This window comes from Streptomyces asiaticus (assembly GCF_018138715.1).
GTDB lineage: Bacteria > Actinomycetota > Actinomycetes > Streptomycetales > Streptomycetaceae > Streptomyces > Streptomyces asiaticus.
The window spans coordinates 5,052,245-5,078,166 of the sequence record NZ_JAGSHX010000006.1 but is presented as its reverse complement, the minus strand read 5'-3'; the positions used below and the strand labels follow the sequence as shown (position 1 = coordinate 5,078,166).

Here is a 25,922-nt window from a genome sequence, read left to right as displayed (position 1 = left end):
TTTCTCCGGGCGCTTCCCTTCGGTGTTTCCAACCTTACCAGATCCGATTTCCGGTCGTTTCCGATCCGAATTCCGTTTCCGGCCCCCTGCTGGAGCGGGGTCTTTCGCGCCTTCCGGCGTGTCCACTACTTTAGCGGATTCCCCCGGATGCTCATAATCGAGTTCCCCGGTCCGAATTCCGGCATGCCGAAATCCATCCCGATGAGGGGCCGTGCAGTAGTGGTTTGCCGCCGGTGCGGCTCGATGGTCGCCGCGTTTCCCCGCAGGGCTCCGTGGCAACTCGGTGAACACTACACGACGCCCCGAGGACCATCAAACCCATGGCCGGGCCTCCCGTCAGGGCGTACTGTCTATGGCATGACGAGCGCATGTGTTCACCCACGGTGGTGGGCCGCCTGACGGCGGCCGCCCCTTTCCACACATGCGTAACCACGGCCGCCGCTCCGGCGGCCGTTCGCGTTTCTCCCTCCCGCGAATCCCGGCCGGCCGGGCCGGCGGTCCCGACACAGCGGGAGACGCGGAGAGATGACAGAGACGAAGACGGCAGGGCGCCGGATCTTCAGTGGGATCAAACCGAGCGGGCATCTGACCCTCGGGAACTACCTGGGGGCCGTACGCCGGTGGGTTCAGGAGGACCAGCACCGTGCCGACGCGCTGTTCTGCGTCGTCGATCTGCACGCGCTCACGGTGGAGCACGATCCGGCGCGGGTGCGGCGGCTCACCCGACAGGCCGCCACGCTGCTGCTCGCCTCGGGGCTCGATCCCGAGCGCTGCACGCTGTTCGTGCAGAGCCATGTGGATGAGCACACGCGGCTGTCCTATCTCATGGAGTGCACGGCCACCGACGGCGAAATGCGGCGGATGATCCAGTACAAGGAGAAGTCCGCGCGGGAGCGGGCGAAAGGGGGGAGCGTACGGCTGTCGCTCCTCACCTATCCGGCGCTGATGGCCGCCGACATCCTCGTCTACGGAACGCATGAGGTGCCGGTCGGCGAGGACCAGACGCAGCATGTGGAGCTGGCCCGGGATCTGGCGCAGCGGTTCAACCAGCGGTACGGACCGGTCTTCACCGTGCCCCGGGCGACCAGTCCGCGGGTCTCGGCGCGGGTGATGGATCTACAGGACCCGACCTCGAAGATGGGGAAGTCGCACGCGGAGACGGCGGGCATCGTCTATCTGCTCGACGAGCCGGATGTGGTGCGGAAGAAGGTCATGCGGGCGGTCACGGACAGCGGCACCGAGGTGCGGTACGACCGGGCGGAGCAGCCGGGGGTGGCCAATCTGCTGGACATTCTCGCCTCGTGCACCGATGGCAAGCCGGAGGTGCTGGCGGAGGAGTTCAGCTCGTACGGGGCGCTGAAGGGGGCCACGGCGGAGGCGGTGCTGGAGGTGCTGCGTCCGCTTCAGGCCCGGCACGCCGAGCTGTGCGCCGACCCGTCGTATGTGGACGGGGTGCTGCGGGCCGGGGCCGAGCGGGCGCGTGGGCTGGCCCGGCCCCGGGTGGACGAGGCGTATGCGGCGGTCGGGCTGCTGCCCCCAGCCTGAGCGGACTGCTGCCCCCAGCCTGAGCGGAGCGGCTCTCCGTCATGCCCTTCGTCAGGCTCTTCGTCAGCTGTTGCCGGAGGCGAGCTCGCGGCTGCGGTCGCGGGCCGCCTCCAGCGCGGCAATCAGCGCGGCGCGCACCCCGTGGCGTTCCAGTTCGCGGATGGCGTTGATGGTGGTGCCCGCCGGGGAGGTCACGGCCTCGCGCAGCTTGACCGGGTGCTGATCGCTGTCGCGCAGCATCACCGCCGCGCCGATGGCCGCCTGGACGATCAGGTCATGGGCCTTGTCGCGGGGCAGGCCCAGCAGGATGCCCGCGTCGGTCATCGCCTCGACGAGGAAGTAGAAGTAGGCCGGGCCGGAGCCGGAGAGCGCGGTCGCGGCGTCCTGCTGGGACTCGGGGACACGCAGCGTCTTGCCGACGCCGCCGAAGATCGCCTCGGTGTGGGCGAGGTGCTCCTCGGTGGCGTGGCTGCCCGCCGAGATGACGGACATGGCCTCGTCGACCAGCGCCGGGGTGTTGGTCATGACCCGGACGACGGGGGTGCCGGCGGCCAGGCGCGCCTCGAAGAAGGAGGTGGGGATCCCGGCGGCGCCGGAGACGACCAGCCGGTCGCCGGGGACGTGCGGGGCGAGCTCATCGAGCAGGGCGCCCATGTCCTGGGGTTTGACGGTGAGGATGAGGGTCTCGGCGGCCTTGGCGGCCTCGGCGTTGGAGACGGCCTCGACGCCGTAGCGCGACCGGAGTTCCTCGGCGCGCTCGGGGCGGCGGGCCGTGACCAGCAGGTCGGACGGCGACCAGCCGCCTCGGATCATTCCGCTGAGAAGGGCTTCGCCGATCTTTCCCGTGCCGAGCACGGCGACCTTCTCCGTCATGGTGCGGCTCTCCTCATGCCTGTGCGGTATGCCTGTGCGATATGCCTACGCGGTTCGTGCGTGTGCTGCGGAGGTGTTCTCCGCCATCCTCCCACGGGTGGCTCATTCCCCCTGGCTCTTATCAATTTCTTATTCATTGTTCGATGAATTAATTTTTACGCGCCACCCGGCGTGACGGGGAGGCGGCTTTGCGCCCGCGCCAACCAGGGCGCCCGGAACGAAACAGTCCTGTTCGATGACTCCGAGTTCACAAGTCGGTTACATATCGACTTGCAAATGGTCACGGTCTCATGGACACAATAGGGCTCGGTGTCTATACGTACGGGAAGGGGGCGATGGTGAGGACGATCCGGCATACCGCTCACGCACTGGTAACGGCGGTTGCCGTGTTGCTTGCCCTCTTCATCGCGGCTGATTGCGCGTCCGCGCAGGTCACCCATCCCGAAACGGTCAGCGCCACCGCATCTGCCGATCCGCGGCCGACCACCGAATCATTGGTGTCCGCGCACGGCGACCACGGAACTGAAGATTGCAAGGGGCTCCGCGGAAGGGCCCCGCTCACCGCTCCCACACCGAGCGGCAAATACGGATGTGTGTGCGGTTGCGATGCCGGTGTTCCGGTGCCACGTACCGCCATCTCCACCTCGGTCACCGGACGCCAAGCCGTTCCGGTGTCGAGATCGGGCGAACTGCCCGTCATCCTCCAAATCTTCCGCTGCTGAGAGCTGCACCGCCGTAGCCCGGCGGCCCTCTCACGCACATCTCAACGCTTTTCACGCGTCTCGCAGCTAGCGATCTCAACCGCCAGCGACCGATTCCATCGATCCCACTGACGTAGCGCTATGCCGTGCCCCCGCCTGCCCATGAGCCGGTGACGGGGCGCACTGGAGGCAACCCTCATGCGAAATCTCCTTGACCGTTTCCGTGGTGCCGGAGGCACCTCAGGCTCATCCGGCGCCGGAACCTTCCGCGCCGACTTCACCGCTTCTCTCGTCGTCTTCCTGGTGGCCGTCCCCCTGTGCGTGGGGGTGGCGGTCGCCTCCGGTGTGCCGGCCGAGCTCGGCCTGATCACCGGCATCGTCGGCGGGCTGGTCACCGGCTTCCTGCCGGGCAGCAGCCTGCAAGTATCCGGCCCGGCCGCCGGTCTGACCGTGCTGGTCTACGAGGCCGTGGAGCAATACGGCGTCGCCGCGCTCGGCGTCCTCGTCCTCATCTCCGGACTGCTCCAACTGGCCATGGGCGCGCTCGGCCTCGGCCGCTGGTTCCGGGCGATCTCCGTCGCCGTGGTGCAGGGCATGCTCGCGGGCATCGGCCTGGTGCTGATCGCCGGACAGCTGTACGCACTCGCCGACACCAAGGCCCCGAGCACCGGGCTCGACAAGATCTTCAGCATTCCGGGGCTCATCGGGGATGTGGCCGGTTCCGCGGATGCCCTGAAGGCGGTCGCCGTGGGCGTCGGGACGATCGTCGTCCTGGTGCTGTGGCCGCGCTTCCGCCAGGGTGCCAAGGTGCTGCCCGCGCCGCTGGCGGCCGTCGCGCTCGCCACGGCCGCGACCGCGATCTTCGACCTGCCGATCGCGCGGGTCGAGGTCAAGGGTCTGCTGGACGCCGTCCAGCCGCCCGGCGGCAGTGAGTTCCAGGCCCTCGCCGAGGTGGGCGTCATCGGCACCGTGCTCGCGTTCACGCTGATCGCCTCCGCCGAGAGCCTGTTCAGCGCCGCGGCCGTGGACCGGCTGCACGACGGTCCGCGCACCGACTACAACAAGGAGCTGATGGCGCAGGGCGCGGGCAACACGGTGTGCGGTCTGCTCGGTGCGCTGCCGATGACCGCGGTGATCGTGCGGAGCGCGGCCAATGTGCAGGCCGGTGCGAAGACGAAGGCGTCGCGGGTGCTGCACGGTGTGTGGCTGCTGGTCTTCGCGGTGCTCTTCCCCTCGGCCCTGGGCATCATCCCGGTGGCGACGCTCGCCGGTGTGCTGGTGTACTCCGGCTGGAAGCTGATCCCGACCAAGGATCTGGTGCCGCTGTGGAAGACCCACCGGGGTGAGGCGATCATCCTGATCGTCACCGCCGGCGCGATCGTGATCACCAATATGTTCGAGGGCGTGATCATCGGTCTGCTGATGGCCGTGGCCAAGACCGCCTGGGAGACCTCGCATGTGCATGTCGAGGTCAGCGGGCGCGAGGACGAGGGCGTCGACGGCGCCGGCTCCGGCTCCGGCGACAAGCCCCTGTACGTCCGGGTGCGCGGCAACGCGACCTTCCTCCGGCTGCCCAAGCTGCTGGACGAGTTGGAGGGGCTGCCCCATGAGCGCGAAGTGGAGCTCGACCTGACCGGGCTGCGCCATGTGGACCACGCCTGCGAGATGGCGCTGGCCACCTGGACCGAGCGGCACAACGCGGTGGTCAAGCGGGACACCGCCCTCGAGGAGCGGATCCCGGCGTAACCCGTATATAGGGGGAGACCCTTTTCCGTCGCCCGGCCCCCGGCGCCGCACTCGCGGTGCCGGGGGCCGGCTGCGCTCCGGCCGGGCCGTGGCTCAGCCGCAGGGCACGGTGACGAAGCCGTCGCTGCCGGTCTTCACATACGCGTCGGAGACGTACTGGCCCGGGGCGATGTTGTCCCAGATGTCCGAGGGGCCGTACGGCCCCGAGACCTTCTGGCCGTGCCGCTGGCAGCGGATCGGGACCCGGCTGTTGTACGGCAGCACCTTCACCAGCCGGTAGTTGGTGCCGGGCCCGCTGCGGACGTTCAGCTGGTAGCCGGGCGCGACCGGATAGGTGATCGCTCCGGCGGTGGTTTCCGCCGTGTCCGCGACGGCGTCCGTGGCGGTGTCCGTGGCATCGGTGGTGGCTACGGTGTCCGCGGTCTCTTTGATGGCCATGTCGGCCCCTCCCCCGTTGAACTTCTTTCCGAAGTTGTGCACATGTCGTGTGAAGTGACACGACATGCGGAGGCTAACAAGGCTCGCACGGGTCATCGACTAGGCTCGCCGAGTCGCGAATGCGGCCGAATTCACGGGGGTGGGGCATGCCGCCGGTGCACAGAGCCGGGACGGGCCCGGAAGCGGAGGATCCGGAGTACGCCGGGCAGTACCAGCTCGAGGCGCGCCTCGGATCCGGTGGCATGGGCGTGGTCCATCTGGCCCGCTCGCCCTCGGGGCGGCGGCTCGCGGTGAAGGTCGTCCATGCCGGGCTGGCCGAAGACCCCGAGTTCCGGGCGCGGTTCCGGCAGGAGGTGGCGGCCGCCCGGCGGGTCAGCGGCGCGTTCACGGCGCCCGTGGTGGATGCCGACCCGGAGGGGCCCAGGCCCTGGATGGCCACCCTCTACATCCCCGGCCCGACCCTCGCCGAACACGTCAAGCGGAGCGGCCCGTTGGCGCCGGACGAGACCGTGCAACTTGCGGCGGGGCTCGCCGAGGCGCTGCGGGACATCCATCGGGCGGGCGTGGTGCACCGCGATCTCAAGCCGAGCAATGTGCTGCTGGCGGCGGACGGCCCGAAGGTCATCGACTTCGGCATCTCCCGGCCGTCGGACAGCGAACTGCGCACCGAGACGGGGAAGCTGATCGGCACTCCGCCGTTCATGGCGCCGGAGCAGTTCCAGCGGCCGCGTGCGGTGGGACCGGCGGCGGATGTGTTCGCGCTGGGGTCGGTGCTGGTGCACGCGGCCACCGGGCGGGGGCCGTTCGAGTCCGAGAGCCCGTACATCGTGGCGTATCAGGTGGTGCACGACGAGGCGGATCTGGCGGGCGTGCCGGATGAGCTGCTGCCGCTGATCCAGCGGTGTCTGGCCAAGGACCCCGAGGACCGCCCCACGCCCGACGCGCTGATGACGGTGTTGCGCGCGGTACGCAGGCCCCAGGCGCCGGTGCCGCGCGGACCCGTTCCGCTGGTGCCGCAGCAGCGGACACCGGAGCCGCACTCGCTGCCGGGTGTGCGCTGGGGGCAGGACGACGGCGGCACCACGGATACGCAGGTGAAGGCGGTCCCTGCCGAAACGCCGGCCCCCGATACGGCGGATCCCGATCCCGCGGCCCCCGATCCCGCGGCCTCCGATCCCGCGGATCCCGATACGCATGTGAAGGCGGCTTCCGAGCCGGAACCGGCCGCGGACCAGCCCGAGTCGGCGCCGGGCGAGCCCGTGGCGCGGCGCCGGGGCATCCGGCGGTGGGCCCTCTCCGGGCTCGCGGCCGCCGTACTGCTCGGCGCGGGCACGGTCGTCGCACTGCGCCCGTTCGACGGTACGGACTCCTCCGGTGGCGGCCGGCCGCGGATCAGTGCGGCGACCGCGGAGGCGTGGCGCCCCTGGACGACCGGGCTGGACGTCGGAAAGGCCGCGGGCTCGGGGGCGCGGCCCGCGTTCTGCTCGTACGGAGCGGGCGCGCTGTACTGCGCCCGGCACGGTGTCGAGACCGCCCGGGTCGATCCGGACGACGGCCGGGTGGTCTGGTCGCGGGCATCCGCGGCGGCGCGCCCCGGGGACGGCGCGACGATCTCCGCTCCCGTGGTCGCGGGCGGTCTGGTGCGGACGGTGTCCCCGGACGGCGGGCGGCTGCGGGCGCTCGACCCCACGACCCACCGCGTCCGCTGGAGCCGCGATGTGTCCCGCTACCAGGGCGGGGTCTACTCCTCGGGCGACACCGTGCTGCTGGTCACGCCGGACGGCATGGTCACTTCGGTGAACGGGACGACGAACAAGGAGCGTTGGAGCCACCGGCTGCCCGGCCACGCCCGACCGGTCTTCTTCTCCTACGGCGACGGCCGCACCGCGTACGCCGTGACCACCGCGGGCGACGGCTCGCACACGCTGGTCACGGCGGTGGACACGGTGCGCGGTACGACGCGCTGGCACGCCTCGCTCGGCGGCAACCTCACCCCGGCCGGAAGCGGCCCCGATGGCGTGCTGCTGCTGACCGAAACGGACAGCCAGACCAGTACCACCGCCGTGGTGCGCTACGACCCGGAGCGGCGCTCGGCGCGGCGGGTCGCGCTGTCCGCGCCGGTGTCCGCGCTCAGCACCGTCACCAGCGGCGACCGGGTGTATGTACTGGGCACGGACGGCGGGTTGGTGGCCGTCGACACCGCGCGCGAGGGCTCGGCGCGGGCGCGGCTCTGGCGCGTGGAGACCTCGGTCTCCAACGCCTCGCCGCTGGTGGCGGCGGACGGCCGGCTGTACTTCTCGGCCGCGGACGGCCGGCTGCTGGCCGTGGACGCCCGGCGGGGCGAAGTGATCGGCGAGACCCGCTCGCGCGGTGGCGCGGCCGGTCAGGGTTTCCTGGATCTGATGCCCGCGCCGGTGGTGGCGGACGGCAAGGTGTTCGCGACGGCCCCGGACGGCACGCTCTTCGCCGTGGACGGGCGGAATCCGGCCGGTTGGTGAGCGGCGTCACGGGCCCCCGGCGCGAGCCGGGCCTAGAGTGACCGCCGGATCGTGGGTCGGTGGGAGAAGACAGGAATGGCACTGCGCGCCGGGGACCCGGAGTCCATCGGAGGCTACGCACTCGAGCGGCGGCTCGGCCGTGGCGGGATGGGCACGGTGTATCTGGCCCGGTCGCCGTCGGGGCGGCGGCTGGCGCTGAAGGTGGTGCATCAGCAGTTCGCCGACGACGACGAGTTCCGGGTGCGGTTCCGGCAGGAGGTCGCGGCCGCCCGCCGGGTCAGCGGCGCGTTCACCGCCGCCGTCGTGGACGCGGACCCCGAGGCCGTGCTGCCGTGGATGGCGACCTCGTACGTCCCCGGCCGCACCCTCGCCGAACAGGTCGCGGCGGACGGTCCACTGCGCGGCGCCGCGTTGCGGCGGCTGGCGATCGGGCTGGTCGAGGCGTTGCGGGACATCCACCGGGCGGGTGTGGTGCACCGGGATCTGAAACCGGCCAACATCGTGCTGTCCGACGAGGGCCCCCGCGTCATCGACTTCGGCATCTCACGGGCGGCCGACCACCAGACCCTGACCATGACGGGCCGGGTCATGGGCACGCCCCCGTTCATGTCGCCGGAGCAGCTGCGCGATCCGCGCGAGGTCGGCCCGGAGTCCGATGTGTTCTCGCTGGCGACGGTGCTGGTGTACGCGGCGACCGGCCAGAGCCCGTTCGACGCGGACAGCCCGTATATGACCGCCTATCACGTGGTCTACGAGCCCCCGGCGCTGGACACGGTGACCGGGCCGCTGCGTGACGCGGTCGCGGACTGCCTGAGCAAGGAGCCGTCCGCGCGTCCCGGGCTGGACGAGCTGCTGGACCGGCTGCGGACGCTGTCCGAGGACGACGGTGAGAACGGTGCCGAGGGTGCCGACGGTGCGGACCGTGACGACCGTAAGGACGACGGTGACGACCGTAAGGACGTCACGGACGCGGACGGCGGCATCGGCGAGGGTGGCGAGGGCGACGAGGGCAACGCCGCCGTGCCGACCGAAGTCGGCCGTGCGCCGGGCCGCGCCCATCTGACGCGCCGCCCCTTGGTGTCCGCCGCCACTGCCGCGGGCCTGGTAGCCGCGATCGTGGGGGCGATCGTCCTCCTGCGGGCCGGGTCCGGACCCGAGGGCGAGCCGGACGCCCGCCCCACCACCCGCTCATCGGCGAACGGCTCGCTCCCGTCCGGCTGGCGCCCCTGGCAGCGCACCCTCGCCGGGCCCGGCACCGACATCGTGACCAGCGCCGATGGCGCTCCGCGCTCGATCAGCGGGCCGACCGGCCGCCGCTGTCTGCCTTCGGGCACGGATCTGTACTGCGGCGGTTCCGGGATCGCCCTGACCCGGCTGGACATCCGGGGGCGGGTGACCTGGCACCGGTCGACGGAGCCGAGCGAGCTGATCGGAGTGGCCGGCGGTCTCGTGCTGGGCACCGTGGAGAAGTCGGACGGCACGGCCCGGCTGGAGGGCTACCGCACCAGCGACGGTGAGCGGGTCTGGCGTACCGACATCGGCAGCGCGTACCAAGGGGCGGTGTTCCAGCGAGGGGACCACCCGGCCGTGCTCACCCAGAGCTGGGACGAGGAGACCTTCCAGGCGGTGGACGTGCGCACCGGCCGCACGCTCTGGTCGCGCCGGGTCGGCCACGGGCTGGCCTGTGGCCCGGATGTGGTGTCCGGACGCCCCCTCGCCGACTGCGGACCGCTGGAGGACCAGGGCGACCCGGCCGTTCCGAACGGGCTCTACACCCTCTCCCCCACCACGGGAGCGCCCCGGCGGATCGGCACTCTCTTCGTGGGCTCCTTCCTCGCCGAGCGCTCGGGCGACCTCCTCTATCTGGAGCAGCGCGAGCACGACACCGACGACTACACCGATCTGGTCTTCCTCGGCGCGGACGGGGGACGGGAGCGCCGGGTGAAACTGCCCGCGGGGCTGTCCGGCCGGCAGATCACGCCCGCCCTGGTGGGCGACACGCTCTACTTCGTCCGGCAGAACGGCGAGGTCACCGCCGTCACCACGGCCGGAAAGCGGCTGTGGAGCAAGGCGACGCAGGTGGAGTGGCTGGGCCCGCCCGTGGTGTCCGGGCGCCGGAACGCCCTGTATCTGGCCACCGCCGCGGGCCGGGTGATCGCGCTGGACCGCCGGGACGGCCGGGTGCTGTTGCGGACCAAGGCGCGTACGGACCCCGGTGGCGTCCCCGCCGAGCTGAGCTTGAGCGGGGACGCACTCACCATGGTCTACGGGTACGACACTCTGGAGGCGTCCGGGATGGACGTCGGCCGGGGCGGCTGACGCGACGACGTCACCCGGGGCGGCTGAGGTGGCGGGACGTCAGTCGGGGCGGCTGACGCCCCCGCGAGGTCAGCCCGGGTGGCCGAACGTCAGCCCAGCTGGCTGATGTCGCGGACCGCGCCCTTGTCGGCGCTGGTGGCCATCGCCGCGTAGGCGCGCAGCGCGGTGGACACCTTGCGCTCGCGGTTCTTCGGGGCGTAGACCCCGCCGAGCTCCTCGCGGCGGGCCGCCAACTCCTCATCGCTCACCAGGAGTTCGATGGAGCGGCCGGGGATGTCGATGCGGATCCGGTCGCCGTCCCGGACCAGGGCGATGGTGCCGCCGGACGCCGCCTCCGGCGAGGCGTGGCCGATGGAGAGACCCGAGGTGCCGCCGGAGAAGCGGCCGTCGGTGACCAGCGCGCACGCCTTGCCCAGGCCCCGGCCCTTGAGGAAGGAGGTCGGGTAGAGCATCTCCTGCATGCCGGGGCCGCCCTTGGGGCCCTCGTAGCGGATGACGACCACGTCGCCCTCCTTGACCTGCTTGCCCAGGATCCGCTCGACGGCCTCCTCCTGGGATTCGCAGACCACGGCCGGGCCCTCGAAGGTCCAGATGGACTCGTCCACGCCCGCGGTCTTCACCACGCAGCCGTCGACGGCCAGATTGCCCTTGAGGACGGCGAGTCCGCCGTCCTGGGAGTAGGCGTGCTCCATGTCGCGGATGCAGCCGCCGGCGGCGTCCGTGTCCAGCGAGTCCCAGCGCTCGGACTGCGAGAAGGCGGTGGCGGAGCGCTTGCAGCCGGGGGCCGCGTGCCACAGCTCGACGGCCTCGGCGGACGGCGAACCGCCGCGCACGTCCCAGGTCTTGAGCCAGTCGGCGAGCGAGGAGCTGTGCACGGAGTGGACGTCCTCGTTCAGCAGCCCGCCGCGGAACAGTTCGCCGAGGATCGCCGGGATGCCACCCGCGCGGTGCACGTCCTCCATGTAGTACGTGCCGCCGGGGGCGACGTTCGGGGCGACCTTGGCGAGGCACGGCACCCGGCGCGAGACCTCGTCGATGTCCTTGAGGTCGTAGTCGAGACCGGCCTCCTGGGCGGCGGCCAGCAGGTGCAGGATCGTGTTGGTCGAGCCGCCCATGGCGATGTCGAGCGCCATGGCGTTCTCGAAGGCGGCGCGGGAGCCGATGGAGCGCGGCAGAACCGTCTCGTCGTCCTGCTCGTAGTGGCGCTTGGTGATCTCCACGACCGTACGGCCGGCGGTCTCGTAGAGCGCCTTACGGGCGGTGTGGGTGGCCAGCACCGAACCGTTGCCCGGCAGGGAGAGGCCCATCGCCTCGGTCAGGCAGTTCATCGAGTTGGCGGTGAACATGCCGGAACAGGAGCCGCAGGTCGGGCAGGCGTTGTTCTCGATGCGGAGGATGTCCTCGTCCGAGACGTTCTCGTTGACGGCGTCCGAGATGGCGTTGATCAGGTCCAGCTTGCGGACGGTGCCGTCGACGAGCGTGGCCCGGCCCGCCTCCATGGGGCCGCCGGAGACGAAGACGGTCGGGATGTTGAGCCGCATCGCGGCCATCAGCATTCCGGGGGTGATCTTGTCGCAGTTGGAGATGCAGATCAGCGCGTCGGCGCAGTGCGCCTCGACCATGTACTCCACGGAGTCGGCGATCAGGTCGCGGGAGGGGAGGCTGTAGAGCATCCCGCCGTGGCCCATGGCGATGCCGTCGTCCACGGCGATGGTGTTGAACTCGCGCGGAATGCCGCCCGCCGCGTGGATCGCCTCGCTGACGATCCGGCCCACCGGCTGGAGGTGGGTGTGGCCGGGCACGAACTCGGTGAAGCTGTTGGCCACGGCGACGATCGGCTTGCCGAAGTCCTCGCGCGCTACGCCGGAAGCCTGCATAAGGGCGCGGGCGCCCGCCATGTTGCGGCCGTGGGTGACGGTGCGAGACCTCAGCTCGGGCACGGTGCTCGGCTCCCTCGTGATACGTGCGTCCTGCGGATCGGATCGGAGTCTTCTGAGCCTACGCCTGTGTCCATGGATCCGGATGGTCCGTCCGGATCCAGAGACGGCCGGGTCACGGAGCGGAACGGATCGATCAGCTCTCGGTCAGCGATCGGCTCGTTCGCGCCCGGACCGTTGGCGCCCGGCCCGTTCGCACCCGGACCGTTGGCACCCGATCCGTTCACACCCGGACCGTTCGCACCCGGCCGGTCCGCGATCAGCTTTCGGTCAGATACCGCTGGAGGGTCGGCCCCACCATGGCCACGATGTCGTCCGCCTCCGCCGAGGCCATCGGCTCCATCCGGATCACATACCGCAGCAGCGCGATCCCGATCAGATGCCCGGCCGCGAGCTGGGCCCGGAACTCCGGGTTCGGGACGTCCAGCTCACCCGCCATCCGCACCAGCACCCGGCGCTCGATCATGCCGCGCAGCACCGCGGCGGCGGTCTCGTTGGTCAGCGCCGAGCGCATCACGGCGAGCAGCGGCAGCCTGCTGACCGGGTTCTCCCAGATGCCGAACATATAGCGGGCCATCCGCTCGCCCGCGCCCTCCCGGCTGCCGTGCACCGCGTCCGGGACGCCCATGGCGGGGGCGAAGATCAGCTCGATGGCCGCCTCGAAGACCTGCTCCTTGGTGCCGAAGTAGTGGTGGACCAGCGCCGGGTCCACCTCCGCGGCCTTGGCGATGCCGCGGATCGAGGTCTTGTCGTAGCCGCGCTCGGCGAACTCGTTGCGCGCCGCGATCAGGATCCGGTCGCGGGCGGCGGGGCCGTCGGAGGTGCTCGTACGGGCCGGGCGGCCACGCTTGCGCGGGGGCGTGGCGGACCCGGATGCGGCGGCGGTCATGAACCGGGCACCGCCCTGCGCCGCCGGGTGGCCGAGGTCGGCGACGCGAGGTGCAGCCGGGTGAAGGCCAGGGCCTCCGCCAGATCGGCCTCGCGCTCGGTCGTGGACATGGCACGCCGGGTGTTGACCTCGACGACCACATTGCCGTTGAATCCGCCGACCGCGAGCCGTTCCAGCAGCTCGGCGCAGGGCTGGGTGCCGCGCCCGGGCACCAGGTGCTCGTCCTTGTTGGAGCCCTGGCCGTCGGCGAGATGGAGATGGGCCAGCCGGTCGCCCATGCGGTCCACCATCTCCAGCGCGTCCGTACGGGCGGTGGCGGTGTGCGACAGATCGATCGTGAAGTGGCGGTAGTCGTCCTGGGTGACGTCCCAGCCCGGGGCGTACGCGAGCATCTCGCGGTCGCGATAGCGCCACGGGTACATGTTCTCGACCGCGAACCGCACATCGGTCTCGTCCGCCATCCGCCAGATTCCGCGGACGAACTCGCGGGCGTACGCCCGCTGCCATCGGAACGGCGGGTGGACCACGACGGTGGACGCGTCGAGCTTCTCGGCCGCCGCCCTCGCCCGCTGGAGCTTCACCCACGGGTCGGTCGACCAGACCCGCTGGGTGATCAGCAGACAGGGGGCGTGCACGGCGAGGATCGGCACCTGGTGGTAGTCCGAGAGCCGACGCAGCGCCTCGATGTCCTGGCTGACCGGATCAGTCCACACCATGACCTCGACGCCGTCGTAGCCCAGGCGTGCCGCGATCTCGAAGGCCGTCGCCGTCGACTCCGGATAGACCGAGGCTGTGGACAGCGCGACCTTCGCATCCGGGATGCGCACCACTGGCTCTGTCACGAGGGACAGCGTACGGCGGCTGCTCTCCGCAACCGAACCGCGGCGGCCTTTGCGGCTGAACGGCCGCCGCTTTCCGGCCCCGGTCACGCTCCGTGGTCAGGTGGGCAGATGGTCCAGGCGGCGGAGGATCACACCCTCGCGCAGCGCCCACGGGCAGATCTCCAGCTGGTCCACGCCGAACAGGTCCATCGCGGCCTCCGCCACCAGCGCCCCCGCCGTGAGCTGTCCGGCCCGGCCCTCGGAGACCCCGGGCAGCTGGGCCCGCTCCTGGGTGGGCATGGTGGCCAGCTTGGGCACCCACTCCTCCAGCGCCCGGCGGGTCAGCCGGCGCTCCACGTAGAGCCCATCGGCGGAGCGCGCGGCGCCGGTGATCCTGGCCAGCTGCTTGAAGGTCTTGGAGGTGGCGACCACATGGTCCGGCGCCCCATGACGGCTGAAATCGCCGACGCTCCGGGCGATCTCGGCCCGCACATGGCGCCGCAGGGCCCGTACGTCCGCCGGGTCGGGCGGATCGCCGGGCAGCCAGGCCCCGGTCAGCCGGCCGGCCCCGAGCGGCAGCGAGACCGCCGCGTCGGGCTCCTCGTCCATGCCGTACGCGATCTCCAGCGAACCGCCGCCGATGTCCAGGACCAGCAGCTTCCCCCTGGACCAGCCGAACCAGCGGCGGGCGGCCAGAAAGGTGAGCCGCGCCTCGTCCGCGCCGCTGAGCACCTGGAGCCGTACGCCGGTCTCCTCGGCGACCCGGGCCAGGACCTCATCGGCGTTGGACGCCTCGCGGACGGCGGAGGTCGCGAACGGCAGAACCTCCTCGACACCCTTGTCCTCGGCCGCCTCCAGGGCCTCCCTGACCGTCGCGATCAGGCGGTCGACGCCGTCGGGGCCGATGGCCCCGTGCCCGTCGAGGAGTTCGGCGAGCCGCAGCTCGGCCTTGTGCGAATGCGCGGGCAGCGGGCGCGCGCCGGGGTGGGCATCCATCACGAGCAGATGAACCGTATTTGAACCCACGTCGAGGACACCGAGTCTCATAACGTGAACGCTACTGCTCCCACCTCGATGTCATGCACAGGTCCCCCGGGATCTCGCGCAGGTGCCGCGCAGGATCTCGCGCAGGAGACGTGCAGGAGACGTGCAGGAGCCGCGCCCGGTCCCCACCTCCGCCTTTTCGCCGAAGGCGCCTACCCTTGCACCGTGGCAAAGACGAAAAAGGCGAAGCAGGACAAACGCCGGAAGGCCGCCCAGGAGTGGGTGGCCGAGGAGCCGATGCCGTCCGGGGCGGAGAGCGCCGAGGACGCCCCGAGCACCGAGGACGAGGTCGGCCTGGACTTCGCCCGCGCATGGGTCGAATTCCCCGATCCGGCCGACGACGAGCAGCTCTTCCGATGCGATCTGACCTGGCTGACCTCCAAGTGGACCTGCATCTTCGGCCAGGGCTGCCAGGGCATCCAGGCGGGGCGGGCCGACGACGGCTGCTGCACGCTGGGCGCACACTTCTCGGACGAGGACGACGAGGCGCGGGTCGGACGCCATATGGCCCGGCTGACCCCGGAGATCTGGCAGTTCCACGACGAGGGGCACACCTCGGGGTGGGTGCAGGAGGACGAGGACGGCGAGCGGCAGACCCGGCGCCACAAGGGCTCGTGCATCTTCCAGAACCGGCCGGGCTTCGCGGGCGGCGCGGGCTGCGCGCTGCACATCCTGGCGCTGCGGGAGGGGCGCGAGCCGCTGGAGACCAAGCCGGATGTGTGCTGGCAGCTGCCGGTGCGGCGGTCCTACGACTGGATCGACCGGCCGGACGACACCCGGGTGCTGCGGATCACCATCGGCGAGTACGACCGGCGCGGCTGGGGGCCGGGCGGCCACGATCTGCACTGGTGGTGCACCTCGGCCACCTCGGCGCACGGCGCCGGGGAGCCGGTGTTCCGGTCGTACCGGCCGGAGCTCATGGAGCTGATGGGCAAGGCGGGGTACGACCGGCTGGCCGAGCTGTGCGAGCAGCGCATGGCGTCGTCGCTGACGCTGGTGGCGCCGCATCCGGCGGACCCGGGCGTTCCGGTGGCTCCGGGCGTTCCGGTGGCTCCGGTTGACCCCGCGGATCCGGTTGACCCGGGCGTTCCGGTGGACCTGGCCGATCCGGCGGACCTGGCCGACCCGGCCGACCCGGCTGACTGACGCGGCTGTGCCGATGTCATGGGCGGCCGGTGGTGTGCCCGCCATCGGCACATGCGGCCGCTGGCGGGGCCTCGCCACCGCCCGTGCCCGGTGCGTCTACGGGGTGTGCGGCGGGCCACGCGGCGGAGCCGCATAGCGATGCTTTCCCCTCCCCGCCCCTTCCCGATACCAAGGGCTTCGCCCCTGGACCCCGGGGCCTGGGGCGGAGCCCCGATCCGGACTGAAGGACGCAACCCCAATCCCGACCTGGCGCGGAACCCCGCCCCAAGGCCTGGGACACAGCCCAGGCCCAGAAGCTGAGGCACAGCCCCGGCCCGGGACCCGAGGCGCAACCCCAATCCCGGACCTGGTGCGGAACCCCCACCCGAGGCCCGGGACGCAACCCCACCCAGGGCCCGGGACACAACCCCACCCGAGGCCCAGGACGCAGCCCGACCCGGGGCCCGGGGCGGAGCCTCATCCGGGGCCCGGGGCGGAGCCCCGGTTTCGGGAAGGGGCGGGGAGGGGAGCGGCACGCCGCAGGCGCCGCGGACGACGTGTCCGGTCCACCCAACAGCGCAGCGCGTCAGCGCCTCGCGGGCGAGCCCGAGGGTGTCGGTGACGGGTCGCTCGGGGTCGGGGTCGGCTGGTCGGAGGGGTCCGTGGGGCTGGGCGTGGGCTCGGGGGACGTACCCCGGCCCTCGATCAGCACCACCGCCCCCGCCGGGTCCACCGAGACCCGCGCGCTCCAGTGCCCGGCCGGCTCCCGGTCGTGGTCCACCGAGACCGAGATGGTCGTGGAGTCGCCGGGCCGCAGCACCCCGGCCGTGTGGTTCAGCTGGAGCCAGGGCCCCCCGGCGGAGGCCGACCAGTGCACCGGTGAGCCGCCGGACGCGGTGAGGGTGATGACCGTCACATCGCCCTCGGGGTGGGCCGTGACCGTGAGCCGCCCCGGCCCTGGCGCGGGCCGGGAGGGTCCGGAGCCGTCACCGGGGCGGCCGCCGCCGGCCGGGGAGCGGTCGAGGTGGGATGCCTCGCCGCCCTTGTGCCCCGGCCGCTCCACCACCCCGTCCGCGTCGATCACCTCGACCGACACATCCGACGCCCCCCGGCCCGCCTTGGCGCTGCGCGGGCCGGAGCCGATCCGCGTGCCGGAACGGTCCTGCGCGCTGCCGGTCTGCTCGTACGAGCGCCGGGCGGGCCGGTCCTGACCGGCCGGGGCCTGGTCCGCGCCGTCCGCGTCGGCGGCGGCCACCGAGTCCGTGTCGCGCTCGTCACCGGCGAGCGGGGCGCCCCGGTAGGCGGCCCAGAGGGCGAGCACCGGGGCCGCCACGACCGTGGCGACCACCGTGGTGGTCAGCACGCGGCTGCGCATCCGGCTGCGGCGGGCGGCCCGGTCCTGGGGCTCCAGCGGAAAGCCGCGCCGGTCGAACCGGGGCCCGGCGCCCGCGCGGGCGGGCCGTCCGCCCAGCGCACCCAGCAGCGCGGCGTGCACGGCGGCGCGGGGGGCCTCCACCACCGGCAGCTCGGCGGGCGCGGCCGCCGTACCGGGCCAGGGTCCGTCGGCCGTGGCGCGCTCGGCCATCCGGCGGCACTCGCGGCAGTCGTCCACATGGCGCACCAGCTCACGGCGGAGGGCGGCGGAGAGCAGCACCTGGGTGTCGCCCGCGAGCCGCGCGACCACCGGGCAGTGGCCGAGCTCGACGACGGCGAGCGCGGCGCGGGTCCGCTCCACCTCGCAGGCGGCGCTGGAGAGCAGGGCGCGGGTCTCCTCCTGGTCCTTGCCGAGCACGGCGGCCACCTCGGAGGGGCCCAGCCGGTGGCGCACCGCGAGCTCGAGCGCCTCGCGCTGCTCGGCGGAGGTCCCGGCGGCCTCCGGCCAGGCCAGCGCCGCCAGTTCGCGGCGGCGCTGGGCGGCGATGGGCTCGGGCAGCTCGGCCCCGGCGCCGTCGCCCGGGGTGTCCGTCCCCGTACGGCCGCGGCGCTCGGCCAGTTTGCGCAGACAGGCCCAGCGCGCGACCGCGTAGAGCCACGGGCGGGACAGCTCGTCCTCCGCGGTCACCCGGCCCCGCCCCCGGCCGGTGCGGCGCTCGGCCACCGCCAGTACGTCGCCCACCGCGACGGCCGCGGCGTCGTGCTCGCACAGGGCCGACAGGCAGTACGTGAACAGGCCGTCCAGGTACGGCTCGTAGCGTTCCGGAGGCCGCTGCGGGCGGGTGGTGGTGGAGCGGGGCGCACGGCGCCGCGCCCGCCGTGCGCCGGTGGTCTGTGTCGAGTGCTCGGACCTGCTGCTCATCACCCGGCGACGGTAGGCGGATGATGCAGACTTCCTCGCGCCACTTGCGCTGTTTTAACCCTTACGGGTGACCATCTCCCTCATAAGGGGACAGGTGTCCCCCTCCGGTGGCCGCAACCTGCTATGCGCCCGGCGGCGTTCGGCTCTGTCGGTGGGCGGCGCTAGCGTTACGGCATGGCTGCCCGTAGCTCCTCCCGCTCATCCGCCAAGGACCGGCCCTCCTACCGCTGTACGGAGTGCGGCTGGACCACCGCCAAGTGGCTCGGCCGCTGCCCCGAGTGCCAGGCGTGGGGCACCGTCGAGGAGTACGGGGCGCCCGCGGTGCGCACCACCGCACCCGGCCGGGTCACCTCGGCCGCCCTGCCCATCGGCCAGGTGGACGGCCGTCAGGCCACCGCGCGGGGCACGGGCGTGGACGAGCTGGACCGGGTGCTCGGCGGCGGGCTGGTCCCCGGCGCGGTCGTGCTGCTCGCCGGGGAGCCCGGGGTCGGCAAGTCCACGCTGCTGCTGGACGTGGCGGCCAAGGCCGCCTCCGAGGAGCACCGCACGCTCTACATCACCGGTGAGGAGTCGGCGAGTCAGGTGCGGCTGCGCGCCGACCGCATCGGCGCGCTGAGCGAGCATCTCTACCTCGCCGCCGAGACCGACCTCTCCGCGGTCCTCGGCCATCTCGACTCGGTCAAGCCCTCGCTGCTCGTCCTGGACTCGGTGCAGACCGTCGCCTCGCCCGAGATCGACGGCGCGCCGGGCGGGATGGCGCAGGTGCGCGAGGTGGCCGGGGCGCTCATCCGCGCGTCCAAGGAGCGCGGGATGTCCACGCTGCTGGTGGGCCATGTCACCAAGGACGGCGCCATCGCCGGCCCCCGGCTGCTGGAGCACCTGGTCGACGTCGTGCTGCACTTCGAGGGCGACCGGCACGCCCGGCTGCGGCTGGTCCGCGGGGTGAAGAACCGCTACGGGGCGACGGACGAGGTCGGCTGCTTCGAGTTGCACGACGAGGGCATCACCGGGCTCGCCGACCCCTCCGGGCTGTTCCTCACCCGCCGCGACGAGCCGGTGCCCGGCACCTGTCTGACGGTCACCCTGGAGGGCCGCCGGCCGCTGGTGGCCGAGGTGCAGGCGCTCACGGTGGACTCCCAGATCCCCTCGCCCCGCCGTACCACCTCCGGTCTGGAGACCTCCCGGGTCTCGATGATGCTGGCCGTGCTGGAGCAGCGCGGCCGGATCAGCGCGCTGGGCAAGCGGGACATCTACAGCGCCACGGTGGGCGGGGTGAAGCTGTCCGAGCCCGCCGCCGACCTCGCCGTGGCGCTCGCGCTGGCCAGCGCCGCCAGTGACACCCCGCTGCCCAAGAACCTGGTGGCGATCGGCGAGGTGGGGCTCGCGGGCGAGGTCCGGCGGGTCACCGGTGTGCAGCGGCGGCTGGCGGAGGCGGCCCGGCTCGGCTTCACCCACGCCCTGGTGCCGGGCGACCCGGGCCGGATCCCGGACGGGATGCGGGTGCTGGAGGTGGCGGACATCGGGGACGCGCTGCGGATGCTGCCGCGGCGCCGGGAGCGGGGCGAGAAGGCCCGGGCGGAGGCGGACGACCGGGGCTGAGATGGTGGGCCGGGCGTCACCGGGGCGGTGGCGGCAGCGTGGCCGAGTGCGCTGGTGAGGGTGTACGGCAGGGCCGAGTGCGCTGGTGAGGGCGTACGGCAGGGGTCGGTGAGCCGGGTGGCGCGCGGCCCGGGGCGGTCGCACTCCGCTCCACGCCTACGGGCGTACGCCGGGAGACCCCACGGGAGGCCGGTGGCCGCCGGTAGACTTTGCCCTGGTCTCGCCCATACGTGGCCTCGCGCACCGGCATGGCAGGGCGACTCGTGGCACCGACAGACCTTGCGACGGAGGAGTGCAGTGGCAGCAGGCGACCGGGCAACGGCACCCGGCAAAGCCGACGGTCTGATGCGTGCCTCCCTGAGCGCGGTCGCGCCCGGCACGGCATTGCGCGACGGCCTCGAGCGCGTTCTCCGGGGAAACACCGGCGGGCTGATCGTGCTCGGCACCGACAAGACCGTCGAGTCGCTGTGCACCGGCGGCTTCGTCATCGACGTCGAGTTCACCGCGACCCGGCTGCGCGAGCTGTGCAAGCTGGACGGCGCGCTGGTGCTCGACAAGGACATCACGAAGATCGTGCGGGCCGGGGTGCAGCTGGTCCCGGACGCGGCGATCCCCACCGAGGAGACCGGCACCCGGCACCGGACCGCGCAGCGCGTCTCCATCCAGACCGGCTTCCCGGTGGTCTCGGTCAGCCAGTCGATGCGGCTGATCGCGCTGTATGTGGACGGCCAGCGGCGGGTCCTGGAGGACTCGGCGGCGATCCTCTCCCGCGCCAACCAGGCGCTGGCCACGCTGGAGCGGTACAAGCTCCGCCTCGACGAGGTGGCTGGCACGCTCTCGGCCCTGGAGATCGAGGACCTGGTCACCGTCCGGGATGTGAGCGCGGTCGCGCAGCGGCTGGAGATGGTCCGCCGCATCGCCACCGAGATCGCGGAGTACGTGGTCGAGCTGGGCACCGACGGCCGGCTGCTCTCCCTCCAGCTGGACGAGCTGATCGCGGGCGTGGAGCCCGAGCGCGAGCTGGTGGTGCGGGACTACGTGCCCGAGCCGACCGCCAAGCGCACCCGTACGGTGGCCGACGCACTCGCCGAGCTGGACCGGCTGACCCACGCCGAGCTGCTCGAACTCCCCATCGTGGCCCGCGCGCTGGGCTACACCGGCTCACCCGAGACCCTCGACTCCGCGGTCTCGCCGCGTGGCTTCCGGCTGCTGGCCAAGGTGCCGCGGCTGCCGGGCGCCATCATCGAGCGGCTGGTGGAGCACTTCGGTGGCCTTCAGAAGCTGTTGGCCGCGAGCGTGGACGATCTCCAGATGGTGGACGGTGTGGGCGAGGCCCGGGCGCGCTCGGTCCGCGAGGGGCTGTCGCGGCTGGCGGAGTCGTCCATCCTGGAGCGGTATGTATAGCTGAGCGGTACGGATAGGGGGCGTCCGGCGGGTTGTGGCGCCTGCGGCGGGCTGCTCCCCTCCCCGCCCCTTCCCGAAACTGGGGCTCCGCCCCAGACCCCGGCCATCCGCTGCGCGGGCGGGCTGATCGCGGTCAGCCCGCCGGCGCAGGTGTTCACGACGGCGACGGTCAGCTCGTCGGCCCCCGCAGGCCAGGGGCGAAGCCCCGGTCCGGGGTCTGGGGCGAGCCCCAGTTGTGGGAAGGGGCGGGGAGGAGAAGAGCCCGCCGCAGGCGCCACGACCCGCCGCCCCCGGAAGCCCCTGGTCAGTCCTTCTCGAGGACGAACGACACCTTGGCCGTCCCGAGCCCGTCCACCTTCACCTCGACCAGATACGTGCCCGGCTTGGCCGACGCGCTGCCCGACGGGGTGGCGCAGTGCTCGGCGCTGCGCTTGCGGTCCCACTCCACGGTGCGCTTGGTCTGGCCGGAGCCCGGCACCTCGACCAGCGCGGTGGCGCTGCCCTCGGGGCAGTCGTCGGAGGCCCAGACGTGGGCGTTGTGGGCGTCGGTGATGGTCAGCGAGGCCGCGGCGCGCCCGAAGTCGACCTTGCAGGAGCTCGACTTGGTGTTCTTCACGACGATCTCGAAGCTGGGTTTCTCCCCCGGCGCCCAGGTGTTCTTGACCTTGGAGTCCTTGACGCTGCGCACCGTCAGCTCCGCGTCGCCGGGGCGGCAGTCCCGCAGGCTCGACCCGGCGGGCAGGCCCTGCCCGGTCCCGGTGCCGATGCCACCGCCCGCGCCGCCACCCGATGAGCCACCAGCGCCACCCGCGCCGCCGGAGCCGCTGCCGCCGCCCGCGCCACCGCCGCCCGCGCCCGCGCCGCCGTCGTCCGAGCCGCCGCCGCTGCCCGCGCCGCCGCCGGAGTCGCCGGAGCCCGAGCCGCCGCTGTCCGACTCATCGCGCCCGCCCGGCCGTTCGCTGTTGACCGGCCCGGAGGAGGAGGGGCCCGGGGTGATCGTGCTGGCGGGTCCCCCGCCGCCCCCCTTGCCCTCGTCACTTCCGCCGCCGCCCGAACCACCCCAGCCGAAGGCCCAGATGACCACGAGAACGATGGCGATGAGCAGGGCCAGCGCAACGGCCCTCCGCCGCCAGTAAATGGAGGAGGGAAGCGGCCCGATCGGATTGCGCAGAGATCCCACGCGGAAACTCTACGAGAGATCGGGAGCACTACCGGCCAATAACCCCCGCTCCAGACCCTACTTTTCTCATGATCCGACCGGAACCGGCACATGAGGGGTCCCACAGACGTCCACAAGGCGCCCCGAGGTCACCCCAGGGGCACCGGAAGACCGCACCCGGGCGCGGCAAGCGGCCATCCGTTCCCGTACGGGCGCCGTATCGCACGATTTGGCAACGACTGGCGCGGCTGAAACCCGAACGCCCGCGCCCTGGGCCCCGCGAGCCGTCCCGTCATGTCAGGATCGAGAGCGATGACTGCCATTTCCGCTTCCGCCGTCCCGGCCGCCGCATCCTCCGACCCCGACGGAGCCGCTCTGCACCGGCCCGTCATCGACTGGTTCGACGCGCACGCGCGCGACCTCCCCTGGCGCCGCCCCGAGGCGGGCGCCTGGGGTGTGATGGTGAGCGAGTTCATGCTCCAGCAGACCCCGGTGAACCGGGTGCTGCCGGTGTACGAGCAGTGGCTCGCCCGCTGGCCGCGCCCGGCCGACCTGGCCGCGGAACCGCCCGGTGAGGCGGTCCGCGCCTGGGGCCGGCTGGGCTATCCGCGCCGGGCGCTGCGGCTGCACGGCGCCGCAGCCGCCATAAGGGAGCGGCACGGCGGTGACGTACCGCGCGACCACGCCCAGCTGCTGGCGCTGCCGGGGGTGGGTGAGTACACGGCGGCGGCCGTGGCCTCGTTCGCGTACGGCCAGCGCCATCCGGTCCTGGACACCAATGTCCGCCGGGTGTTCGCGCGCGCGGTCAGCGGTACGCAGTACCCGCCGAACGCCACCACCGCCGCCGAGCGCAAGCTGGCCCGCGCCCTGCTGCCCCAGGAGGAGCCGACCGCGGCACGCTGGGCGGCCGCCACGATGGAGCTGGGCGCGCTGGTCTGCACGGCCCGCACCCCCGACTGCGCACGCTGCCCGATCGCCGCGCTGTGCGCCTGGCGGCAGGCCGGTTCGCCGGAGCACGAGGGACCGCCGCGCCGCGGCCAGACCTACGCCGGTACGGACCGCCAGGTGCGGGGCAAGCTGCTCGCGGTGTTGCGGGAGGCGGTGGCACCGGTGCCGCAGACGACGCTGGACCAGGTGTGGGACGAGCCGGTGCAGCGCGCCCGCGCGCTCGACGGGCTCGTCTCCGACGGACTGGTGGAGCCGCTCTCGGGCGGCCTCTACCGGCTGCCGCTGACCTGAGAAATTCCCTCGTCACGGCCCTGTCTGTGACAAGCCTGTGACACGCCCAGGACCCGGTTCTGACACTCGGTCGGGCCGGGTTCCGTTGTTACACAACCTATGGGTAGCTGTGCGTTTGCCGAGGCGTAGTTGCGCATGGCGCCGCAACAGCGCCTCCGTAGCGTCCTTCCCGTGCCGAGCGAGAAGCCGGACACATCAACGGCGGGGAAACAGCGGGATGGAGGCTGCACATCATGAGCAGCAGCAATGTTCTGGACTTTGAGGAGTACGTGCGGAATCGGCAGGACGCGCTGCTGCGCAGCGCCCGTCGGCTGATCCCCGACCCGATCGAGGCACAGGATCTGCTCCAGACCGCCTTGGTGCGCACCTACGGCCGCTGGGACGGCATAGCCGACAAGTCGCTCGCGGACGCCTATCTCCGACGCGTGATGATCAACACCCGTACCGAGTGGTGGCGCGCCCGCAAGCTGGACGAGGTGCCCACCGAGCAGCTTCCGGAGGCGAGCGTCGACGACGGCACCGAGCAGCACGCCGACCGCGCCCTGCTGATGGACATCCTTGCGGTGCTCGCTCCCAAGCAGCGCAGTGTCGTGGTGCTGCGACACTGGGAGCAGATGACGACCGAAGAGACCGCGGAGGCGCTCGGAATGTCGACCGGAACGGTCAAGAGCACGCTGCACCGGGCGCTGGCCCGGCTGCGGCAGGAGCTGGAGAGCCGCGATCTGGACGCCCGCGCGCTCGGCCGTCAGGACGGGGACACCAAGCCGGCCACCAACGTCCGGCAGCACACGGGTCGGGTCCGGCGCGCCCGCCAGGAGCGGGGGCAGGAACGGTGCGCGGCCTGACCAGGGCCTCTCCCAGCAGGACAGTCATGCTCACCGGTGGCGCGGTCGTGGGCCTCGCGGCCGCCGGCGGCTGGATGCTGGCCGGATGCGGTGACGCGAGCCAGGGGGTGCGCAAGGAGGGACCGGCGAGCACCGAGTGGGCCTCGGCCGCCGCGGACTCCGGCGCGTACGCGGGTGGCCGTGGATCGAGCCGGCCGTCACCGGCTGCCGGGAAGAAGGTCGACGTGATCAAGCTGGTCAAGGCGGATCCGCAGGTCAGCGACGATCTGAAGACGAGCCTCAAGCCCTGCCCCACGGCCAAGGATCGCGAGGCCAAGCAGGAGATCAAGGGCTATCCGGTGGACGTGACGTCCGGCCGGCTGACCGGCTCCCCCGATTCCGACCTGGTCATCAACGTCATGAGCTGCACCGACGGCTTCGGCATCGGCTCGTATGTGTACCGCAAGGTGGGCGACCGGTACGAGAACGTCTTCAGCGACGAGCAGCCGCCCGTCTACGCCGACGTCGCCAAGGACGAGCTGCGGGTGACGAAGCTCTCCTACACCTCCGGGGACTCGGTCTGTTGCCCTTCCAGCGAGACCGTGATCACCTACGGCTGGTCCGGGGCGGACCGCTCGTTCACGGTGCGGTCCCGCGAGCGCACCGACTACAGCAAGAATGTGCCCAAGGAAGACGCGACCCCGGTGCCGACCGCGCGCGCCGACGACGGAACGGAAGGCTGAAGCGAGGCTGTGGCCGAGACCCATGTGCTCTTCGTCGAGGACGACGATGTCATCCGTGAAGCCACGCAGCTCGCCCTGGAGCGCGATGGCTTTCTCGTGACGGCCGCGCCCGACGGGCTGACCGGTCTGGAGCGCTTCCGGGCCGACCGCCCCGATATCGCGCTGCTCGACGTGATGGTTCCGGGTCTGGACGGGGTCAGCCTGTGCCGCCGGATCCGCGACGAGTCCACCGTTCCCGTGATCATGCTCTCCGCGCGCGCCGACTCCATCGATGTGGTGCTCGGCCTCGAGGCCGGCGCCGACGACTATGTGACCAAGCCCTTCGACGGCGCGGTGCTGGTGGCCCGCATCCGGGCCGTGCTGCGCCGCTTCGGCCATGCCAGCGGCCCCGGCGGGCGGGGCGCGGAGCCCGTACCCGAGGAGCCCGACGGCGGGGTGCTGCGCTTCGGCGATCTGGAGGTCGACCCCGAGGGCATGGAGGTCCGCAAGGGCGGCCTCCAGGTGGCGCTCACCCCGACCGAGATGCGGCTGCTGCTGGAGTTCTCGGCCGCGCCCGGCACCGTGCTCTCCCGCGACCGGCTGCTGGAGCGGGTCTGGGAGTACGGCTGGGGCGGGGACACCCGGGTCGTGGACGTCCATGTGCAGCGGCTGCGCGGCAAGATAGGCCAGGACCGCATCGAGACGGTCCGCGGCTTCGGCTACAAGCTCAAGGGCTGAGCGGC

20 protein-coding genes are annotated in these 25,922 nt (G+C 72.3%); 12 read left to right on the top strand and 8 right to left on the bottom strand.

Translation table 11 applies throughout. The features are described from left to right. The first annotated feature begins 525 nt into the window (after positions 1-525). Positions 526-1,545, top strand: coding sequence for a tryptophan--tRNA ligase (gene trpS / locus KHP12_RS28980; protein ID WP_086881379.1), 1,020 nt, complete (start codon positions 526-528; stop codon positions 1,543-1,545). Positions 1,546-1,608: 63 nt separating this feature from the next. Here the strand turns inward: trpS and proC are convergent, their stop codons facing one another. Beyond that, complete coding sequence (gene proC / locus KHP12_RS28975; protein WP_086881380.1) at positions 1,609-2,418, bottom strand: pyrroline-5-carboxylate reductase; 810 nt, start codon at positions 2,416-2,418, stop codon at positions 1,609-1,611. 335 nt (positions 2,419-2,753) lie between these two features. Here proC and KHP12_RS28970 point away from each other — a divergent pair, with 335 nt between their 5' ends. Together KHP12_RS28970 and KHP12_RS28965 are read left to right on the top strand one after the other, a co-directional pair. After that, positions 2,754-3,140 (top strand): hypothetical protein, encoded by a 387-nt coding sequence (locus tag KHP12_RS28970; protein ID WP_078559324.1) that lies wholly within the window; start codon positions 2,754-2,756, stop codon positions 3,138-3,140. Between the two features lie 177 nt (positions 3,141-3,317). Further along, on the top strand, positions 3,318-4,865 hold the full coding sequence (locus KHP12_RS28965; protein ID WP_086881381.1) for a SulP family inorganic anion transporter: 1,548 nt from the start codon (positions 3,318-3,320) through the stop codon (positions 4,863-4,865). A gap of 93 nt (positions 4,866-4,958) precedes the next feature. Here the strand turns inward: KHP12_RS28965 and KHP12_RS28960 are convergent, their stop codons facing one another. Continuing rightward, the gene (locus KHP12_RS28960; protein ID WP_086881388.1) at positions 4,959-5,303 is read right to left on the bottom strand and encodes an SH3 domain-containing protein; all 345 of its coding nucleotides are present in this window, start codon (positions 5,301-5,303) and stop codon (positions 4,959-4,961) included. Positions 5,304-5,449: 146 nt separating this feature from the next. On the opposite strand from KHP12_RS28960, the gene KHP12_RS28955 reads away from it, so the two are divergent. Then, the gene (locus KHP12_RS28955; protein WP_167442463.1) at positions 5,450-7,801 is read left to right on the top strand and encodes a serine/threonine-protein kinase; all 2,352 of its coding nucleotides are present in this window, start codon (positions 5,450-5,452) and stop codon (positions 7,799-7,801) included. A gap of 75 nt (positions 7,802-7,876) precedes the next feature. Beyond that, positions 7,877-10,120: a serine/threonine-protein kinase gene (locus KHP12_RS28950; protein WP_086881383.1), complete on the top strand. Its 2,244-nt coding sequence runs from the start codon at positions 7,877-7,879 to the stop codon at positions 10,118-10,120. Positions 10,121-10,209: 89 nt separating this feature from the next. On the opposite strand, the gene ilvD is transcribed toward KHP12_RS28950, so the two are convergent. From ilvD to KHP12_RS28930, 4 genes are all read right to left on the bottom strand, one after another. Further along, complete coding sequence (ilvD, locus tag KHP12_RS28945) at positions 10,210-12,060, bottom strand: dihydroxy-acid dehydratase (protein WP_086881384.1); 1,851 nt, start codon at positions 12,058-12,060, stop codon at positions 10,210-10,212. Positions 12,061-12,316: 256 nt separating this feature from the next. Beyond that, entirely contained in the window at positions 12,317-12,946 is a 630-nt protein-coding gene (locus KHP12_RS28940; protein WP_086881385.1) for a TetR/AcrR family transcriptional regulator, read from the bottom strand. Next, entirely contained in the window at positions 12,943-13,788 is an 846-nt protein-coding gene (locus tag KHP12_RS28935) for a sugar phosphate isomerase/epimerase family protein (RefSeq protein WP_086881386.1), read from the bottom strand. The genes KHP12_RS28940 and KHP12_RS28935 overlap by 4 nt, the downstream gene beginning before the upstream one ends. A 96-nt stretch (positions 13,789-13,884) precedes the next feature. Further along, positions 13,885-14,814, bottom strand: coding sequence for a Ppx/GppA family phosphatase (locus tag KHP12_RS28930; protein WP_086881387.1), 930 nt, complete (start codon positions 14,812-14,814; stop codon positions 13,885-13,887). A gap of 234 nt (positions 14,815-15,048) precedes the next feature. On the opposite strand from KHP12_RS28930, the gene KHP12_RS28925 reads away from it, so the two are divergent. Next, positions 15,049-15,957 (top strand): DUF3109 family protein, encoded by a 909-nt coding sequence (locus tag KHP12_RS28925; protein ID WP_245010917.1) that lies wholly within the window; start codon positions 15,049-15,051, stop codon positions 15,955-15,957. A 565-nt stretch (positions 15,958-16,522) separates the two neighbouring features. On the opposite strand, the gene KHP12_RS28920 is transcribed toward KHP12_RS28925, so the two are convergent. Then, positions 16,523-18,232, bottom strand: a complete 1,710-nt coding sequence (locus KHP12_RS28920; protein WP_210609644.1) for an RNA polymerase sigma factor — start codon at positions 18,230-18,232, stop codon at positions 16,523-16,525. Between the two features lie 174 nt (positions 18,233-18,406). Here KHP12_RS28920 and radA point away from each other — a divergent pair, with 174 nt between their 5' ends. Together radA and disA are read left to right on the top strand one after the other, a co-directional pair. After that, the gene (gene radA, locus KHP12_RS28915; RefSeq protein WP_086886461.1) at positions 18,407-19,831 is read left to right on the top strand and encodes a DNA repair protein RadA; all 1,425 of its coding nucleotides are present in this window, start codon (positions 18,407-18,409) and stop codon (positions 19,829-19,831) included. A gap of 345 nt (positions 19,832-20,176) precedes the next feature. Beyond that, positions 20,177-21,235: a DNA integrity scanning diadenylate cyclase DisA gene (gene disA / locus KHP12_RS28910; protein WP_044581604.1), complete on the top strand. Its 1,059-nt coding sequence runs from the start codon at positions 20,177-20,179 to the stop codon at positions 21,233-21,235. A gap of 304 nt (positions 21,236-21,539) precedes the next feature. Here the strand turns inward: disA and KHP12_RS28905 are convergent, their stop codons facing one another. Beyond that, positions 21,540-22,415 carry a hypothetical protein gene (locus KHP12_RS28905; protein WP_210610527.1) on the bottom strand — a complete coding sequence of 292 codons (876 nt, stop codon included), beginning with the start codon at positions 22,413-22,415 and terminating at the stop codon, positions 21,540-21,542. Between the two features lie 291 nt (positions 22,416-22,706). On the opposite strand from KHP12_RS28905, the gene KHP12_RS28900 reads away from it, so the two are divergent. The 4 genes from KHP12_RS28900 (at position 22,707) to cseB (ending at position 25,917) form a co-directional block, all read left to right on the top strand. Continuing rightward, on the top strand, positions 22,707-23,633 hold the full coding sequence (locus KHP12_RS28900; protein WP_241787813.1) for an iron-sulfur binding domain-containing protein: 927 nt from the start codon (positions 22,707-22,709) through the stop codon (positions 23,631-23,633). 233 nt (positions 23,634-23,866) lie between these two features. After that, on the top strand, positions 23,867-24,478 hold the full coding sequence (locus KHP12_RS28895) for a SigE family RNA polymerase sigma factor (RefSeq protein WP_086881014.1): 612 nt from the start codon (positions 23,867-23,869) through the stop codon (positions 24,476-24,478). A 26-nt stretch (positions 24,479-24,504) separates the two neighbouring features. Continuing rightward, complete coding sequence (locus tag KHP12_RS28890) at positions 24,505-25,200, top strand: hypothetical protein (protein ID WP_086881013.1); 696 nt, start codon at positions 24,505-24,507, stop codon at positions 25,198-25,200. Positions 25,201-25,209: 9 nt separating this feature from the next. Then, the gene (gene cseB, locus KHP12_RS28885) at positions 25,210-25,917 is read left to right on the top strand and encodes a two-component system response regulator CseB (RefSeq protein WP_086881012.1); all 708 of its coding nucleotides are present in this window, start codon (positions 25,210-25,212) and stop codon (positions 25,915-25,917) included. The last annotated feature ends 5 nt before the right edge of the window (positions 25,918-25,922 follow it).